The sequence below is a fragment of the Aeromonas sp. QDB25 genome (assembly GCF_027707725.1).
Taxonomy (GTDB): domain Bacteria; phylum Pseudomonadota; class Gammaproteobacteria; order Enterobacterales; family Aeromonadaceae; genus Aeromonas; species Aeromonas caviae.
This window is the reverse complement of sequence record NZ_JAPCIZ010000010.1, coordinates 1-16,375: the sequence shown is the minus strand read 5'-3', so window position 1 is coordinate 16,375 and position 16,375 is coordinate 1. Positions and strand designations below refer to the sequence as shown.

The following is a 16,375-nucleotide window of genomic DNA, read 5'->3' as shown; positions in this document are numbered from 1 at the left end:
GCAAGGAGCTCATCGATGACACAAGGTTTCACAAGGATAGTGGTGGGGGCTCTGCTGCTGGCTGGCGGGCTGCCTGCGCTTGCACAAAGCAAGATGGTGATGCTGGCGGAGGTGGCCCAGGGAGAGGCGGGGGCCAGCATCTGGGTCAGCGGCACGGTGGCGAGCCGGCAGCAGGCGGCGCTCAGCGCCGAAGTGAGCGGTCGGGTGGAGTGGATAGCCGAGTTTGGCAGCCGGGTGAAGACGGGGGACGAGTTGCTGCGCCTGGACAGCGCGACCCTGCGCCTCTCGCTGGAGCAGGCGAGGGCGGAACAAGCCAGAGAGGGGAGCAATCTGCGTTACGCTCGCGCCGAGTTCCAGCGCCTGGATCGTTTGCACCAGCAAAAGAGTGCCTCCCAGAGCCAGTATGACAAGGCGCGCTATGACGTGGAGCAGGCTGAGCTGGCCGAGCAGCTGGCGCGGGTGCAGGTGCGCCAGATTGAGGAGCAGCTGCGCAGAAGCCGCATCTTTGCCCCGTTTGACGGAGTGGTGAATGAACACTTCATCCAGCCGGGGGAGCATGTGGATGCGGGCGAACAGGCGCTTGAGCTGGTCAATCCGGACCAGCCGGACATCCGGTTGCGTGCGCCTATTGCCTGGGCCCGGCAACTGGCCATCCAGACCCGGTTGCGGGTGGAAGGGGAGCAGCTCAGCAGCCACGCCATCTATTACCAGCGGGCGGCGAGCGCCGATCCCAAGTCCCGGCTCATCGAGCTGCGCCTCAAGCCGGAAGCGGGCACGTTCATCATTGGCTCGCCGGTGCGGGTGGCGCTGCCGATGGGAGAGCAGCACACCATGCTGCTGCCACGGGATGCCCTGGTGCTCGGCACCGAGGGAAGCGTGGTCTATCAGGTGGAGCAGCGTGGCGAGGCGCTCACGGTGAACCGGGTGCCGGTCACCGTGCTGTTCGGGGACAGCCGGGAGGTGGCGGTGAGTGGCGCCCTCAAGCAGGGAGACAAGGTGGTGGTGCGCGGCGCCGGCAGCCTGCAGGATGGGGACAAGGTGGAGCTGTTTCGCGGTTGAACCTGGGCAGATCCCATAAAAAAACGGCTCCCGCGGGAGCCGTTTTTGTTGCAGGGAGGAGGGGCGATTACTCGACCATCATCACCTTGCAGGTGTTGGTGCTGCCGACGGTCTCCATCTTGTCGCCGTGGGTGAGCAATACCATGTCGCCACTTTGCAGCAGTCCCTTGGCCTTGAGCACGTCCAGCGCGTCGCGGCACACCTCGTAGACCGGCTTGGTCTCGTCGCCATCAAACAGCACGGGGGTGACGCCGCGGTAGAGGTTGGCCCAGGCCAGGGTCTTGTTGTGAGGAGACATGGCGAAGATGGGCAGGCCGGAGCTGATGCGGGACATCAGCAGCGGGGTGGTGCCCGACTCGGTCAGCGCCACGATCGCCTTGACTCCTTCCAGGTGGTTGGCCGCATACATGGTGGACATGGCCACCGCCTCTTCCACCGAGGTGAAGGTGTAGCTCATGCGGTGGTTGGAGACGTTCAGGCTCGGGTGCTTCTCGGCGCCCACACAGACGCTGGCCATGGAGGTCACGGTCTCGATGGGGAACTGGCCGGCGGCGGTCTCGGCGGAGAGCATCACCGCATCGGTACCGTCAAGCACGGCGTTGGCCACGTCCATGACTTCGGCACGGGTCGGGAGCGGCGCGTTGATCATGGACTCCATCATCTGGGTCGCGGTGATGACCACGCGATTAAGGCGACGGGAGTGGCGAATGAGCTTCTTCTGCACACCCACCAGTTCGGGGTCGCCGATTTCGACACCCAGGTCACCACGGGCCACCATGACGGCATCGGAGCCAAGGATGATGTCTTCCATCGCCTCGTCGCTGGCGACGGTCTCGGCGCGCTCGACCTTGGCCACGATCTTGGCGTTGGAGCCGGCTTCGCGGGCCAGTTCGCGGGCGTAGCGCAGATCATCGCCGCTGCGGGGGAAGGAGACCGCCAGGTAGTCCACGTTCATGCGGGCGGCGGTCTTGATGTCTTCCTTGTCTTTCTCGGTCAGGGCCGGTGCGGAGAGGCCGCCACCTTTCTTGTTGATGCCCTTGTTGTTGGAGAGAGGGCCGGCCACGGTCACCGTGGTGTGGATGCGGGTGCCTTCGACCTGCTCGACCTTCAATTGCACGCGGCCATCGTCCAGCAGCAGGATGTCACCGGATACCACGTCCTGCGGCAGGCTCTTGTAGTCGATGCCGACCTGCTCCTGGCAGCCTTCGCCCTTGCCGAGGGCGGCATCGAGAATGAACTTGTCACCGATGGCGAGGTAGATCTTGCCATCCTTGAAGGTGGAGACGCGGATCTTGGGGCCTTGCAGATCGCCCATGATGGCCACGTGGCGGCCCAGCTTGGCGGCGATGTCACGCACCTGGTTGGCGCGCTGGATATGATCTTCAGGAGTGCCGTGGGAGAAGTTCATCCGCACCATGTCGGCACCGGCGCGAATGATCCCCTCGAGAATGCCGTCGCGATCGGTCGCCGGACCGAGTGTGGTAACAATCTTTGTACGTCTTGGCATGAAAGACTCCAATGTGAAGTTGATATGACTTGAAATACTGCCCCGTCAAGCATGTGGCATGGCGCCAACTGGCAGGCCATCTGGGTGGCCTTGTTTGATTGAATTTCGATACTACACCAAGCCCGTTGGCATAGACAGTCGGGTGCGGACCCCCGAATGATCAGGAGGAGTGCGGGGTATCAAAGCGGGATTCGCGCAAACCTTCTTTGACTTTCTTCAGGTTTTCGCGAAATTTCATGCCACGGCGCAGGGTGAAACCGGTGGCCAGCACGTCCACCAGGGCGAGCTGGGCGATGCGCGAGGCCATGGGCATGTAGACGTCGGTGTCTTCCGGCACGTCCATGGAGAGCACCAGGTTGCATTCGCGGGCCAGGGGAGAGTCCTTGGCGGTCATGCCGATGACGGTGGCATCGTTTTCCCGGGCCAGCGCGGCAATTTCCACCAGGGCCTTGGTGCGGCCGGTGTGGGAGATGAGGACCACCACATCCCCTTCGCTGCTGTTGATGCAGCTCATGCGCATCATGACGATGTCATCGAAGCTCACCACGGGGATGTTGAAGCGGAAGAACTTGTTCTGGGCATCCCGGGCGACGGCGGAGGAGGCGCCCAGACCAAAGAAGCTGATCTTCTTGGACTGGGTCAGAATATCGACGCAGCGGTTGATGGCCGAGATGTCCAAGCTGTTCTTGGCGGCATCGAGGCAGGCCATGGTGGATTCGAAGATCTTGGCGGTATAGGTATCCGGGCCGTCTTCCGCTTCCACGTGGCGGTTCACATAAGGGGTGCCGTTGGCCAGACTCTGGGCCAGGTGCAGCTTGAAATCGGGAAAACCCTTGGTATCGAGGCGACGGCAGAAACGGTTGACGGTCGGTTCGCTCACATCGGCCAGCTTGGCCAGGGTAGCAATGCTGGAGTGAATGGCGGTCTGGGGTGAGGCCAGGATCACTTCAGCCACCTTACGCTCTGATTTACTGAAACTTTCCAGATTGTTCGTAATTTTATCGAGGGTATTCATCATTACCACCAAGCATTTTTGTAATTTAACTTCAGTGTCTGTGCACTAAATTCACAGCTCAAGCAGGTTTCCAGTCTCCGCGATGACTATACAAGACAAGCGCTTATCGGAACTAATCTCGGCCCTGCAAAGTATGACTCATGTCTAATTATTTCGTGTTTTTAGTTGCAAACTTCCATTTTCGTCTTGAAAACGCTTACAAATGTTGCAAAGCAACAACACTGTGAGCGGGCGCACACTTGTCTGCATAAATCGCGCAGCCCGGCTGCGGGCTCGAGTAGTATTGCAGCCAAATAATAATGTCGGGACGGTAAGGGCCGCCCCGAGTCGGTAACGAAGGAGTTTGTTATGCAGCATACCCATGCGCTGGTGGGCGACGTTGGCGGTACCAATGCCCGGCTGGCCCTGTGCGAACTGGCGACGGGCGCCATTTCCCAGGCAAAAACCTATTCGGGGCTGGCCCATCCCAGCCTGGAGGCCGTGGTGCGCCTCTATCTCGAAGAGCACGATGCCACCGTGGGCGAGGCGTGCATCGCCATCGCCTGTCCCATCAATGGTGACTGGGTCGCCATGACCAACCACAGCTGGGAGTTCTCCATCCGCGAGATGCAGGCCAACCTCGGCCTTGCGCGCCTGCAGGTGATCAACGATTTCACTGCCGTCTCCATGGCGGTACCCGTGCTCGGCGAGAGCGATCGCATCCAGCTCGGGGGCGCGGCTCCGGTAGCCGGCAAGCCCATCGCCATTTATGGCGCAGGGACCGGCCTTGGCGTCGCCCACCTGGTGCAGGCCGGTGAGCAGTGGCTGAGCCTGCCGGGTGAGGGCGGTCACGTGGACTTCGCCGCCAACACGGAAGAGGAAGATGCGGTGCTGCAGGTGATGCGCGGCGAGCTGGGCCATGTGTCGGCGGAGCGTTTCCTCTCGGGCCCCGGGCTCGTCAATCTCTATCGCGGCCTGGTCAAATCCGATGGCCGCGAGCCTGAATCCTTTGCCCCCAAGGACATCACCGAGCGCGCGCTGGCGGGGGATTGCCTCGATTGCCGCCGTACCTTGAGCCTGTTCTGCGTGCTCATGGGCCGCTTTGCCGGCAACCTGGCCCTCAACATGGGCACCTTCGGCGGTGTCTATATCGCCGGTGGCATAGTGCCGCGCTTTCAGGAGTTCTTCATCGGATCGGGCTTTCGGGTCGCCTTCGAGGACAAGGGGCGCTTCAAGCCTTATCTCAAAGACATTCCGGTCTTCCTCATCACCCATGAAGGGCCGGGGCTGCTCGGGGCGGGAGCCTATCTGCGCCAGTCGCTCGGGATCCGTCTCTGACAGGCTAGAGAAACAATTTTATTGCGGTTCAGCCCTGATTCAGTGGCCCTAGCGTAGAGTAGGCCCACGTACTCAAGAGGACGGGGCTTCATAGGGATGTGAAACCGGTCTTCATCCGCTGGGTGCGCATTGTCACCTGACAAGCCTGAACTGTTTTACCGGCCCTCGCGGCCGGTTTTTTTATGCCTACCGTTTCTGCGCGAGCATGGGGCTGAGGGGAGCGGCAGACCAGCTTCTGATGGGAGTGCAAGCTCGTCAGCCTCGCTGCCATGTGCTTTGCTTTGTCGAAGCATAAGGAGTGAGGCGTGAGACAGGGAAAGCACCGGGATGGCAACGCCTGAATGCGGCAGAAGCCAGGTACTGGCCTCTGCGCTGTCAGGGGAGGGTGATGTGGAATCTCGCGCCGCCGAGCGGGGAGTCATCCACCCGGATCTCGCCGCCGTAGCTGTGCACGATTTCGGTCACCACGGCGAGGCCAATCCCCTGGCCGGGGGAGCTGTCAGCCCGCACGCCGCGCTGGAAGATCTGCTGCGATTTGCCGGGATCGATGCCGGGGCCGTCGTCTTCCACCACGATGAGCAGACCCCTCTCCCGGTGGCGGACATGAACCCGGATCTCGCTGATGGCGAATTTGCAGGCGTTGTCCAGCAGGTTGCCCATCAGCTCCATCAGATCGCCCTGCTCGCCGTGAAAGAAGACATCGTCGTCAAACTGGAAGCCGGTCTGCAGCTTCTTGTGGCGATAGACCTTGGCGAGGCTGGCCAGCAGCTTCTCGATGAGGGGAACCGGTTCGGTGCCCTTGCTCGCGAGGCGTTTTCGCCCGGTGACGGCGCGGCGCAACTGGTACTGAATGATCTGATCCATGGTGGTGATCTGTTCATTGATGTTGTCATGGATGTCGTGGCCGAGCTTGAGCTCCTGGGCGGTGATCTGGATGAGCGCCAGCCGGGTTTTCAGGCTGTGGGCGAGATCGTTGAGGGCGTGCTGGTAGCGCTGGGTCTGCTGGCGTTCGTTCTCCAGCAATTGGTTGACCGAGCTTGTCAGGGGGGTCAGCTCGCGCTCGTAGTCGTTTGACAGTGCCTCTCGCGTACCGGCGCGGATCTCGTCAATCTGGCGTGCCATGGTACGCAGGGAGGAGAGGCTCCAAAAACTGGTGAGCAGCAACAGGGCGCCCAGCAGACAGTAGGCGAGCAGCGCCTGGCGAATGCAGCGGTAGAGGTAATCGCGGGTCTGGGCCTGATAGCGCCGGGCGGAATCGACCATCACCACGTAGTAGGTGGTGGGGCCGGCGCCATGATTGCGCAGGAAACGCAGGCTGTAGATGAAGTAGCTCTCGCCGTTCTTGATGGTATGCAGCTTGAAGAAATAGTCCTGATCCAATCCCCCCAGGTATCTCATCAGATCCCGGCAGATGGTCTCCTTGATGGAGACCACCTCCGGCATGTGCAGGCTGGACCAGCTCAGCGCCCCGTCGGCGCGGCAGATCAGGGTGTCGAGATTGGGGTCGATGGCATCCGGGGTGAGCTTGCCAAGATCCGTCATTGCGTGGGGCTCCGGCTGCTTGGACGAGAACAGCTTGGAGAGGTTCTCCTGCATGCGGACACTGGCTTTCTGGGCCTGCTCCTCGGCATGGCCGAGGTAAAGGATGTAGACGGAGAAGGCCATGATGAGCGCGATGACCAGCATGGCACTCAGCATCAGCTTGAGGTGCAGGGAGCGGCGGATCAGGGCTAGGGGATGCAACATGGCAAGGCGCATCAGCTACAGGCGAGGTTGAAGATGTAGCCCTGGCGGCGGATGGTGGAGATGGGCTGGATGCTCCCTTCCGGATCCAGTTTTTTGCGAAGCCGGCTCACCATCACCTCGATGGTGTTGGGATCCCCTTCACCGTCCCCATAGAGCTGATCCAGCAACTGCTGTTTGGAGACCACCTGACGGGCATTTCGCATCAGGTATTCCAGGATCAGGTATTCGAAACTGGTCAGCACGGTGACCTCGCCGGCGATGGTCAGCTCCTTGCGGGAGAGATCCAGCTCGTAGTCACCCGCCTTCACTCTGGGGGAGATGAAGCCGGCGCTGCGGCGTACCAGCGCATTGAGGCGGGCCAGCAGCTCGTCCTTCTGGAAGGGTTTGACCAGGTAGTCGTCCGCCCCGGCTTCCAGTCCTTCCACCTTGTCCTGCCAGTTGCCTCTGGCCGTCAGCACAATGATGGGAAAGGGGATCTGCTGCTCGCGCAGGCGGGTGATGAGCTGAAGGCCATCCATGTCAGGCAGGCCCAGATCGATGATGGCGACATCGATGGGGTAGTCGGCCGCATAGTGCAGCGCCACCTGGGCTTTGTCCGTGCTGTAAACCTGGTTCTGGGCCTCGGTCAACAGGGTGGAGAGGTGGTGATTGAGTAGCTTGTCGTCTTCAACCAGTAGGATTTTCATAAGATGCATGATGATGAGGGTCCAGGCTGTCAATTAGAGGGTCAACAAGAGGGAGAGTCAATCCGGATCCTACCTGACCCCGCTGTATCGGGACTGAATCATCCCAGACTGAACTCCTCAATAGAGTGTTTAATAAGATGTCAAAACACTGTGACACGAAGCGATTTACATACGGTGACAGCAGTATGCGACCGTTATGATCGCAGTGGAGGGGCAGTAAGGTACGTGAATGGGTCAACAGAAGAGCACACTCTTGATCTCTTGGCGCTATCCTAACAATCTGATGCCCACGAATGAGGTGATAAGAGCACACTGACAGACATATTTTTTCTATTCTTCATCGAAAGGTGTCACTAGAGGATTATCAGTAAAAATACTGGTGACATTGAAGTCAGTAGGTTAATGGGAATGCTGTTGAATCCTTACCCTATTGAGGGCCTTTTGCACCTTTTGACTATTCACCCTTGGGTTAAACAAGATAGAATCTGACCCGCGATCGGGTTTAGGGCGCAAAAAGCCCAAGATGTGAGCAATGTAGGTTCCGGACAGCCTAGTAAGGTAATGGAATGCTTAAGAATTGTTAAACATCAATCAAAACAAGAAGCTGGAGGATCTGATGGCCAACAGCACGGACAAGAAGGTTAAAATCAGCATATTGGGAGCTGTAACTCAAGGGCGGTAGCGTTTCACTTTGTTGACTATGTCATCTTTTTCATAATTACCCTCCCCACCAAGTTTATCAAATAAGAATTATTTACAAATCGTATCGCTAGAAATTATGCAGAAAAATTAACCAAGCTTAGTTTCAGTGATATATCTGTGTGCTAGACGATTTAGTCATCAGTGTAGGCGCTTCGCAAACCTACCGTGAAAATCTTCTACGCAAGCGTCAAACAATGTCTTGTCATTTCGTTATCTTGAAATCGGGAACCTTTCAATGAAGATCCTTGTGACTGGTGGTGCCGGCTTTATCGGTTCAGCCGTTGTTCGCCATATCATCCAGCATACCCAAGACTCAGTTGTCAACCTCGACAAGCTGACCTATGCAGGCAACCTGGAATCCCTGGCTGAGGTCTCGGGCAGCGATCGTTACGCGTTCGAGCAGGTCGACATCTGCAGCCGCGTCGAACTGGATCGGGTGTTTGCTACCCATCAACCGGATGCCGTGATGCACTTGGCCGCCGAGAGTCACGTTGATCGCTCTATCACAGGCCCCGCCGACTTCATCGAGACCAATATCGTCGGCACCTATATGATGCTGGAAGCGGCCCGCGCCTATTGGAACGGTCTGGACGAGGCGCGCAAGACGGCCTTCCGCTTCCACCATATTTCCACCGACGAGGTGTATGGCGATCTGCCACATCCGGATGAAGCGTCTGCTGGTGAACCCTTGCCACTCTTCACTGAAACGACGCCCTACGCCCCCAGCAGCCCCTATTCTGCCTCCAAGGCTTCCAGTGACCATCTGGTGCGCGCCTGGCGCCGTACCTACGGCATGCCCACCATCGTCACCAACTGCTCCAACAACTACGGCCCGTACCACTTCCCCGAGAAACTTATCCCGCTGGTGATCCTCAATGCGTTGGATGGTAAGCCGCTGCCGGTCTATGGCAAGGGCGACCAAATTCGCGATTGGCTCTATGTGGAAGACCACGCACGCGCGCTCTACAAGGTGGTGACCACGGGCTTGGTCGGGGAGACCTACAACATCGGCGGTCATAACGAGAAGCAGAATCTGGAGGTGGTACACACCATCTGCGATCTGCTGGACGAGATGGTGCCGAAGGCGGGCTCTTATCGTGAGCAAATCACCTATGTGGCGGATCGCCCTGGCCATGATCGCCGTTATGCCATCGATGCCAGCAAGATGAGCAGTGAGCTCGCATGGCAGCCGCAAGAAACGTTCGAATCTGGCATTCGCAAAACCGTGCAGTGGTATCTGGATAACCAGCAGTGGGTCAACAACGTCAAGAGCGGTGCCTACCAATCCTGGATTGAGCAGAATTACGGGGAGCGTGCCTGATGCATATTCTGCTGTTTGGCAAAAACGGTCAGGTCGGTTGGGAGCTGCAGCGTGCACTCGCACCGCTGGGCCACATCACTGCCGTTGATTTTGACTCCACCGATTATTGTGGCGATTTCAGCAACCCGGCAGGGGTGGCCGACACGGTACGTCTTGTCAAGCCGGACGTGATTGTCAACGCCGCAGCCCACACCGCAGTCGACAAGGCGGAGAGTGAGCGGGAATTTGCCGAGCTGCTCAACGCGACCAGTGTGGCGGCGATCGCCAAAGAAGCGGAAGCATTGGGTGCCTGGCTGGTGCATTACTCCACCGACTATGTGTTCGATGGCAGCGGTGAGCGTCCCTGGGTGGAAACCGATGCAACTGCACCGCTCAACGTCTACGGTGAAACCAAGTTGGCAGGGGAACAGGGGGCGGCTCTCTGCGCTCGTCACCTGATCTTCCGCACCAGCTGGGTCTACGCCGCCCGTGGAGCCAACTTTGCCAAGACAATGCTGCGCTTTGGCAAAGAGCGTAGCGAGATGTCGGTCATCAATGACCAGTTCGGCGCCCCGACCGGTGCCGAGTTACTGGCCGATTGCACCGCCCATGCGATCCGCGTGGCGCAGAGCAGACCCGAGGTTGCCGGGCTGTACCATCTGATTGCCTCCGGTACCACCACCTGGTTTGACTACGCCCAATTGGTGTTTGCCAAAGCCAGAGAGGCTGGCGTTGATCTGGCGGTCACGCAACTCAATGCAGTGCCGACCTGCGCCTTCCCGACCCCTGCCAAACGCCCCCATAACTCCCGCCTTGATACCGACAAATTCCAGCGCACCTTTGATCTGGTACTGCCGGACTGGACCGTCGGCGTGGAGCGGATGTTGACCGAGATCCTCAGCAAGTAAATCCCTGGTCAGGGATGTGTTGAGTGCATCCCTGGCTGGCAAGAGATAAAACGTAAAAGGTGTAGCTGCAAGCCACCTTTTTCTTTTGCAATTTAAAAATAAGAAACAAGCATCATGACCAAACGTAAAGGCATCATTCTGGCCGGTGGCTCAGGCACCCGTCTCTATCCGGTGACCATGGCGGTGAGCAAGCAACTGTTGCCTATCTATGACAAGCCGATGATCTACTACCCGCTCAGCACCCTGATGCTGGCGGGCATTCGCGATATTCTGATCATCAGCACGCCGCAAGATACCCCCCGTTTTGAGCAATTGCTGGGTGACGGCAGTCAGTGGGGCCTGAATTTGCAGTACAAGGTGCAGCCAAGTCCGGACGGGTTGGCACAAGCCTTTATTCTGGGTGAAGAGTTTATCGGGTCAGACCCCTGTGCGCTGGTGCTGGGGGACAACATCTTCTATGGCCACGACCTGCAGAAACAGTTGGCGGCGGCAGCGGCCAAAGAGAGTGGTGCTACCGTCTTTGCCTACCATGTGCATGACCCCGAGCGTTATGGGGTGGTGGAATTTGATAAAGAGGGTACCGCTATCTCGCTGGAAGAGAAGCCGTTGGAGCCCAAGAGCAACTATGCGGTCACCGGCCTCTATTTCTACGACAACAGCGTTGTTGAGATTGCCAAGTGCCTGAAGCCGTCACCGCGTGGTGAGCTGGAAATCACCGATGTGAACCGTATCTACCTGGAGCAAGGCAATCTGTCGGTGGCGATGATGGGGCGTGGCTATGCCTGGCTGGATACCGGTACCCATGAAAGCATGATAGAAGCGAGCAACTTTATTCAGACTATCGAGACGCGCCAGGGATTGAAGGTGGCGTGTCCTGAAGAGATCGCCTATCGCCAAAAGTTTATCAGTGCTGACCAGATACGTGAGCTTGCAGCGCCGCTGGCGAAAAATGCATATGGCCAATATTTGTTAAGAATGGTTGCTAACGCCTGATGTGATATGGGGGGGAGGAATGTTGTTCCCCCATAAAAACTGGATCAAATGTGGGTAAACAGATGAACGTAATCAAAACAGCAATTCCTGACGTGCTTATTTTTGAACCAAAAGTATTTGGTGATGAGCGTGGATATTTCTTTGAGAGTTTCAACCACAAGTTGTTTGAAGAGGCAGTAGGATATCCTGTGAGTTTTGTGCAGGATAATCACTCCAAATCGTCGAAAGGGGTATTGCGTGGCTTACATTATCAATTGTCTCCCCATGCCCAGGGCAAGCTGGTGCGCTGTGTTGCAGGTGAAGTGTTTGATGTGGCGGTAGATATCCGCAAAAGCTCTCCAACCTTTGGACAGTGGGTTGGCGTTCACTTGTCAGGTGAAAACAAACGACAGTTGTGGATCCCGGAAGGGTTTGCACATGGTTTTTTCACTATAAGTGAGACAGCTGAGTTTTTATATAAAACGACAAACTATTACTCTCCTAAAAATGAAAGGAGCATCCTCTGGAATGACAAAGAGATCAATATCAATTGGGGGGAGATTATTCCTATGTTGTCAGAAAAAGATAAAGTAGCTGTTGGTTTTTCATTTGCAGAATGCTTTGAATAAGGTTTTTGATGATGCAGTTATTAAGGCTTTCGCTTGAATTTAGTCGCAGGGAATTGCTAACAAAATATAAAGGTAGTGTATTGGGGCCTGCATGGGTTGTGTTGAGCCCTCTTTTATTGTTAGCGTTATATTCTGCTGTTTTTCAATATGTTTTTAAGGCGCGGTGGGATATCGATGGGTTAGAATTCAACTATACTGTTGCATTGTTTTGTGGTCTAACCCCTTATTTTTTTATGACGGAGATGATTGGGAAATCATCTGATTTGATTAATAATAACGCTAGTTTAATTAAGAAGGTTGTTTTCAATAGACTATCAATACCATTGTCTTCAACGATTAGTGCATTATTTATCTTGGTTATAAATATGACATTGGTTTTGCTATATAGAGCATATGATGCTGGCACGATAAATATTATCTGGCTATCGATATATTTATATGCAATTCCATTGTTTTTTATTGGGTTTGCAATTTCAACAATACTTTCTGCTCTTGGTTCTTATATAAAAGATCTAGGCAATGTTGCCAACTTTATCAATCCTGTATTGATGTTTATATCTCCTGTTTTCTTTGATGCTAAGAAGGTTAGCCCCATCTTCGAGAGTGTTATAAAATACAACCCCCTGTCGCCAATTATTTCAGGGGCCCGTAAAATTGTACTTGAATCATATGTTGATTTTAATTCCATTATGATGGTTACTTTTTTTAGTCTACTTGCATGTGCTATGGGTGTCTTTTTATTCAAAGCATTGGAAGAAGATTTTGCCGATCTTACGTGAGTTTTTAATATGCTAAAAGTTGAGAATGTTAGTAAAAAATTCAATATTAGTAGAAGCCCGTGGCGGCGCATATTTTTTAATCTCGGTATTAAATCAGCAGTTAAGAGCAGTGAGTTTTTTCATGCCTTAGATAACATCTCATTCTCAATTTCAAAGGGTGAGACTGTTGGTATTATCGGCAAGAATGGTGCTGGTAAGTCAACCTTGCTTCAGATTATTTGTGGAACATTGAAAGCATCTACTGGTAATGTATCCAAGCCAAAGAAAATAGCAGCTTTGCTCGAGTTAGGGGCCGGTTTTAATCCTGAATATACTGGCAGGGAAAACATATCATTAAACGGTTCCCTTATCGGTATGAGTAGCAAGGAAATAGCCGAAAAAGAGCAAGAAATAATAAATTTTTCGGAAATTTTGGATTTTATAGACATGCCTGTTAAAACATATTCATCAGGTATGTTTGCCAGGCTTGCATTTTCTATTGCTGTGCACTCCTCCCCTGACTTATTGATCGTGGATGAAGCTTTAAGTGTCGGTGATATGGCATTTCAAGAAAAGTCTATAAACAAGATGAAAGAACTTCGAGACTCAGGTATCCCGATCTTCTTTGTAAGTCACTCAATCCCAATGGTAAGGAACTTCTGTACACGTGCGATTTGGTTAGAGCATGGCAAGATTAAAATGGACGCCTCAGCAAAGGATGTGTGTACAAAATATTTAAAAGAAACCATGCCAACAGTTCAATGTGATTATAAGCATGCTGTAGTTATGACACCAAATTCACCGAAACTTAAAATTAAAAATTTTATAATAGAAAATGGGGTTGTTGCCACTGGATCTCGCCTTAATTTGTCATTTGATATTGAAAAACTCATTGACATATCATCTAGTATTGGCATCGGAGTTATTATTAGAAACTCTTCTGATAATATCGTTTCTGTGTTTAGCACAGTGAGAGATTCACTAAAAATAGAACGAGTTCCAAAAAACGTTTCTATAGAAATGAAAGATTTCCCACTTTTGAGTGGAAGATATAGTATATCAATATCAGTTACGGATGATTTGGCGACATTTCACTATGATAGGATAGACTATATTGCTCACTTTGACGTTACAACTCCAAAAAATGAACGTGGTTTAGAACGATATGAAGGTGCTGTCGGTATAAATCATAATTGGAGAATAGAGTAACATGTATAGTTATGAATATTATCTTGGCCGAGTAAGTAATCCAAAAGTTATTGTTATTACTCGGGTTAGAAACGAATCTTTAATTATGAAAGACTTTTTAGAGCACGTGAGTGTTTTTTGTGATGCCATTATTGTATTGGATGACTGTAGTATAGATAATACCTATGAAATTCTTCAGCAACACCCTAAGGTTACATCTATTATAAGAAATAACAGATGGGATAAAAATAATCGGACTGGACAAGAGACCGCTCACAGAAAATTGCTGAATGATCTTGCAATCAAGTTGTTTAGACCTCAGTGGATAATCTATATGGATGCGGACGAACGTTTGGTTGGAAATATTCGAACTGAGCTTGATTTACTCGATTATAATAAAATAGATTATATTAGAGTTCCATTATTCGATGCGTACATGACACATGATGATGCCCTCGATATAAAGGAGGGCGAAGTATTGCTTAACAGACGTAAATATTTTGGTCCTGAGCGTCGAGACATAATATTTATATGGAGCAGTTTATCTGGAGCTGATTTTATTCTCGATGATGCAAGAGAGCCTACTATATCTTCAAAAAGATACTTAACCTTATTTAAATGTCAACATTTTGGTAAAGCTCTGTCTGTTAGTCGATGGGAAGATAAGTGTGACTATTATATTGATAACTTCCCAGGGATCTATGCCGATAAGTGGTTGAGTAGAAAAGGTCAGGCAATACACAAAGAGTCTGACTTTTCTACTCCATTATATAAATGGGGGAAAGATTTATTCGACAATGCGGTTGTTATTCATCCCATAAGTTGAGGTGTCATGTACAGAATCGCTATTTTATGTCAATCTTTGCGAAACTACGCTGGGGCTGAGAGAGTTGTTTATGAACTCACACAGGCATTTATTAGAGAAAATCATCAGGTACATATAGGATGCATCGATATAGGTGACTTTTATCATCAGCAGCTGGCTGGTGTAAGAATAAATGACTTGGTTGATGGTATGGATCATGAATATGATCTTGTTATTTGTTTCCATACCCACACGCTCCCGTATTTTTTCCCAAAAGGTGTAAACTGTAGGAAGTTATGCTACTTTTCACTAAGCCCTTATGAGCCTATAGAGGCCCCACTTTGCTCAGGTCAGCTATTTGATAGCTATCTATGTAACTCAGATGAAACAAAAGAAGAGCTGATTCGGTGCGGTATTGCGGCAGATGATGTTTATGTATTTCATAACTCTTGTTCTTTTCAAAATGATACATTTGAGTTGAAGCAAACTCTGAATAGAGTGGCAATTGTTTCTAATCACCCTCCACAGGAATTGTTAGAGTTACCATCATTAGACCATAATTTACATTTCGACTATTATGGCTCAGCAGCCAAGGTTGAAATGCTGAATGATTCGATACTTTCAAAATATGATGTGATCATTACTATAGGCTATACAGTTGTTTTTGCTGTTTCCGCGAAAGTGCTTGTATATATATATGACCACTTTGGTGGTGATGGATATCTTGATGCTGATAATTATGAATTAAATTCTTACTACAATTTTTCAGGTCGTCCAGCCTGTAGTAAAAAAGATGCTAGCACTATTATTAAAGAATTAAAAGATGATTTTCCTTCGGCTCTCGATACCTTCCAGCAAGTGTATGAACGTATGGCTGCCGAGCGAGATATAGCATCAAATATTGATAAAGCTTTTAATCTGAATGGTTTTGGCTTTAAAAAAATACTTTGCGATGCACTACAAGTTAAACATGCACTTGCTTATAGCAAACAATTACTTAGTAATAGATTTTTGCAAAAAATTGTAGATGGAGTTGATCGTGAAGCTATTAGTAAAAATATACTAACTCTTAGTGATACCGTTATGCATCAGGCTCGCCTCATTGAAAAACTAAATAATGATATCTTAATGTCTAATGACAAAATTAATATCTTAGTTGCACAAAGCAAAGAATATGCAGATATTTTGGCGGAGCATAGCATGCATTTAGCAGAAAATAGGGATGTTTTGGCGGAGCATAGAGGACTTTTAGTAGAAAATAGAGATTTTTTGAGCGCGCTAAGTGATGATGTAAAATCAATGAGAAATAACAGCTTTGTGGCTTTATTAAAGCGAAAAATTAAAAAGTTCACCAATCATCATTAATTAAAACTGAACTACTTAAGAACATCAATATGAAATACAATTTTTCTATTCTTAAATTTGCATTGAAACGGTTTATTCTTTTAACTAGAGATAGAGGTTTAAAATATTCGTTGTCGCTGGCTCTCTCTAAAAGAAAGCAGTTGATATCTATGTTGTCAATTAGTGGCAAGCATTTTAATAAACAAAGCTTCAACATGGTATCTACGACTGAAAGTAATAATGGTATAGAAAATTTAGTTTCAGTTATCATTCCTATATATGATCGAACATGGGAATTGCAAGCCGCAATAGATTCAATATTAAATCAAACGCGAATTCAGATAATAACTGCAACACCCATGGTGCATAGGAGAGAAGAGGCCAACTGCCGGTTCTGGTACGCTTCTTCTCGCCAAAGAAACAAAGCGGAACACCATGA

At 51.5% G+C, this 16,375-nt stretch carries 15 protein-coding genes; 11 read left to right on the top strand and 4 right to left on the bottom strand.

Annotated features, from left to right (window positions below; translation table 11 throughout):
- Positions 1 to 15: 15 nt before the first annotated feature.
- Positions 16 to 1,059: an efflux RND transporter periplasmic adaptor subunit gene (locus PG883_RS05300; RefSeq protein ID WP_270807023.1), complete on the top strand. Its 1,044-nt coding sequence runs from the start codon at positions 16 to 18 to the stop codon at positions 1,057 to 1,059.
- A gap of 67 nt (positions 1,060 to 1,126) precedes the next feature.
- Here the strand turns inward: PG883_RS05300 and pyk are convergent, their stop codons facing one another.
- Together pyk and PG883_RS05290 are read right to left on the bottom strand one after the other, a co-directional pair.
- Positions 1,127 to 2,566 carry a pyruvate kinase gene (gene pyk / locus PG883_RS05295; protein ID WP_041214849.1) on the bottom strand — a complete coding sequence of 480 codons (1,440 nt, stop codon included), beginning with the start codon at positions 2,564 to 2,566 and terminating at the stop codon, positions 1,127 to 1,129.
- Between the two features lie 160 nt (positions 2,567 to 2,726).
- Positions 2,727 to 3,581 (bottom strand): MurR/RpiR family transcriptional regulator, encoded by an 855-nt coding sequence (locus tag PG883_RS05290; RefSeq protein ID WP_029314760.1) that lies wholly within the window; start codon positions 3,579 to 3,581, stop codon positions 2,727 to 2,729.
- A gap of 348 nt (positions 3,582 to 3,929) precedes the next feature.
- Here PG883_RS05290 and glk point away from each other — a divergent pair, with 348 nt between their 5' ends.
- Entirely contained in the window at positions 3,930 to 4,898 is a 969-nt protein-coding gene (gene glk / locus PG883_RS05285; protein ID WP_201888417.1) for a glucokinase, read from the top strand.
- A 375-nt stretch (positions 4,899 to 5,273) separates the two neighbouring features.
- Here the strand turns inward: glk and PG883_RS05280 are convergent, their stop codons facing one another.
- Positions 5,274 to 6,644 (bottom strand): ATP-binding protein, encoded by a 1,371-nt coding sequence (locus PG883_RS05280; protein WP_371175053.1) that lies wholly within the window; start codon positions 6,642 to 6,644, stop codon positions 5,274 to 5,276.
- An 11-nt stretch (positions 6,645 to 6,655) separates the two neighbouring features.
- Positions 6,656 to 7,330, bottom strand: a complete 675-nt coding sequence (locus PG883_RS05275) for a response regulator (protein ID WP_161646571.1) — start codon at positions 7,328 to 7,330, stop codon at positions 6,656 to 6,658.
- Between the two features lie 937 nt (positions 7,331 to 8,267).
- On the opposite strand from PG883_RS05275, the gene rfbB reads away from it, so the two are divergent.
- The 9 genes from rfbB to PG883_RS05230 all read left to right on the top strand — a co-directional run.
- Positions 8,268 to 9,353, top strand: a complete 1,086-nt coding sequence (gene rfbB / locus PG883_RS05270) for a dTDP-glucose 4,6-dehydratase (protein ID WP_039041243.1) — start codon at positions 8,268 to 8,270, stop codon at positions 9,351 to 9,353.
- The gene (gene rfbD, locus PG883_RS05265; protein ID WP_201896709.1) at positions 9,353 to 10,240 is read left to right on the top strand and encodes a dTDP-4-dehydrorhamnose reductase; all 888 of its coding nucleotides are present in this window, start codon (positions 9,353 to 9,355) and stop codon (positions 10,238 to 10,240) included. Before rfbB ends, rfbD begins: the two co-directional genes overlap by 1 nt.
- Before the next feature lie 114 nt (positions 10,241 to 10,354).
- Positions 10,355 to 11,233 carry a glucose-1-phosphate thymidylyltransferase RfbA gene (gene rfbA / locus PG883_RS05260; RefSeq protein ID WP_113069999.1) on the top strand — a complete coding sequence of 293 codons (879 nt, stop codon included), beginning with the start codon at positions 10,355 to 10,357 and terminating at the stop codon, positions 11,231 to 11,233.
- A gap of 62 nt (positions 11,234 to 11,295) precedes the next feature.
- On the top strand, positions 11,296 to 11,841 hold the full coding sequence (gene rfbC, locus PG883_RS05255; RefSeq protein WP_201896710.1) for a dTDP-4-dehydrorhamnose 3,5-epimerase: 546 nt from the start codon (positions 11,296 to 11,298) through the stop codon (positions 11,839 to 11,841).
- Between the two features lie 8 nt (positions 11,842 to 11,849).
- Positions 11,850 to 12,620, top strand: coding sequence for an ABC transporter permease (locus PG883_RS05250; protein ID WP_201445123.1), 771 nt, complete (start codon positions 11,850 to 11,852; stop codon positions 12,618 to 12,620).
- 9 nt (positions 12,621 to 12,629) lie between these two features.
- Positions 12,630 to 13,808, top strand: a complete 1,179-nt coding sequence (locus PG883_RS05245) for an ABC transporter ATP-binding protein (protein ID WP_113978057.1) — start codon at positions 12,630 to 12,632, stop codon at positions 13,806 to 13,808.
- Position 13,809: 1 nt separating this feature from the next.
- Complete coding sequence (locus PG883_RS05240) at positions 13,810 to 14,613, top strand: glycosyltransferase family 2 protein (protein ID WP_113978059.1); 804 nt, start codon at positions 13,810 to 13,812, stop codon at positions 14,611 to 14,613.
- Between the two features lie 6 nt (positions 14,614 to 14,619).
- Complete coding sequence (locus tag PG883_RS05235; protein ID WP_133280071.1) at positions 14,620 to 15,957, top strand: hypothetical protein; 1,338 nt, start codon at positions 14,620 to 14,622, stop codon at positions 15,955 to 15,957.
- A 29-nt stretch (positions 15,958 to 15,986) separates the two neighbouring features.
- Positions 15,987 to 16,375: hypothetical protein (locus PG883_RS05230; RefSeq protein ID WP_270807022.1), on the top strand; the 389-nt coding region annotated here is incomplete at its 3' end.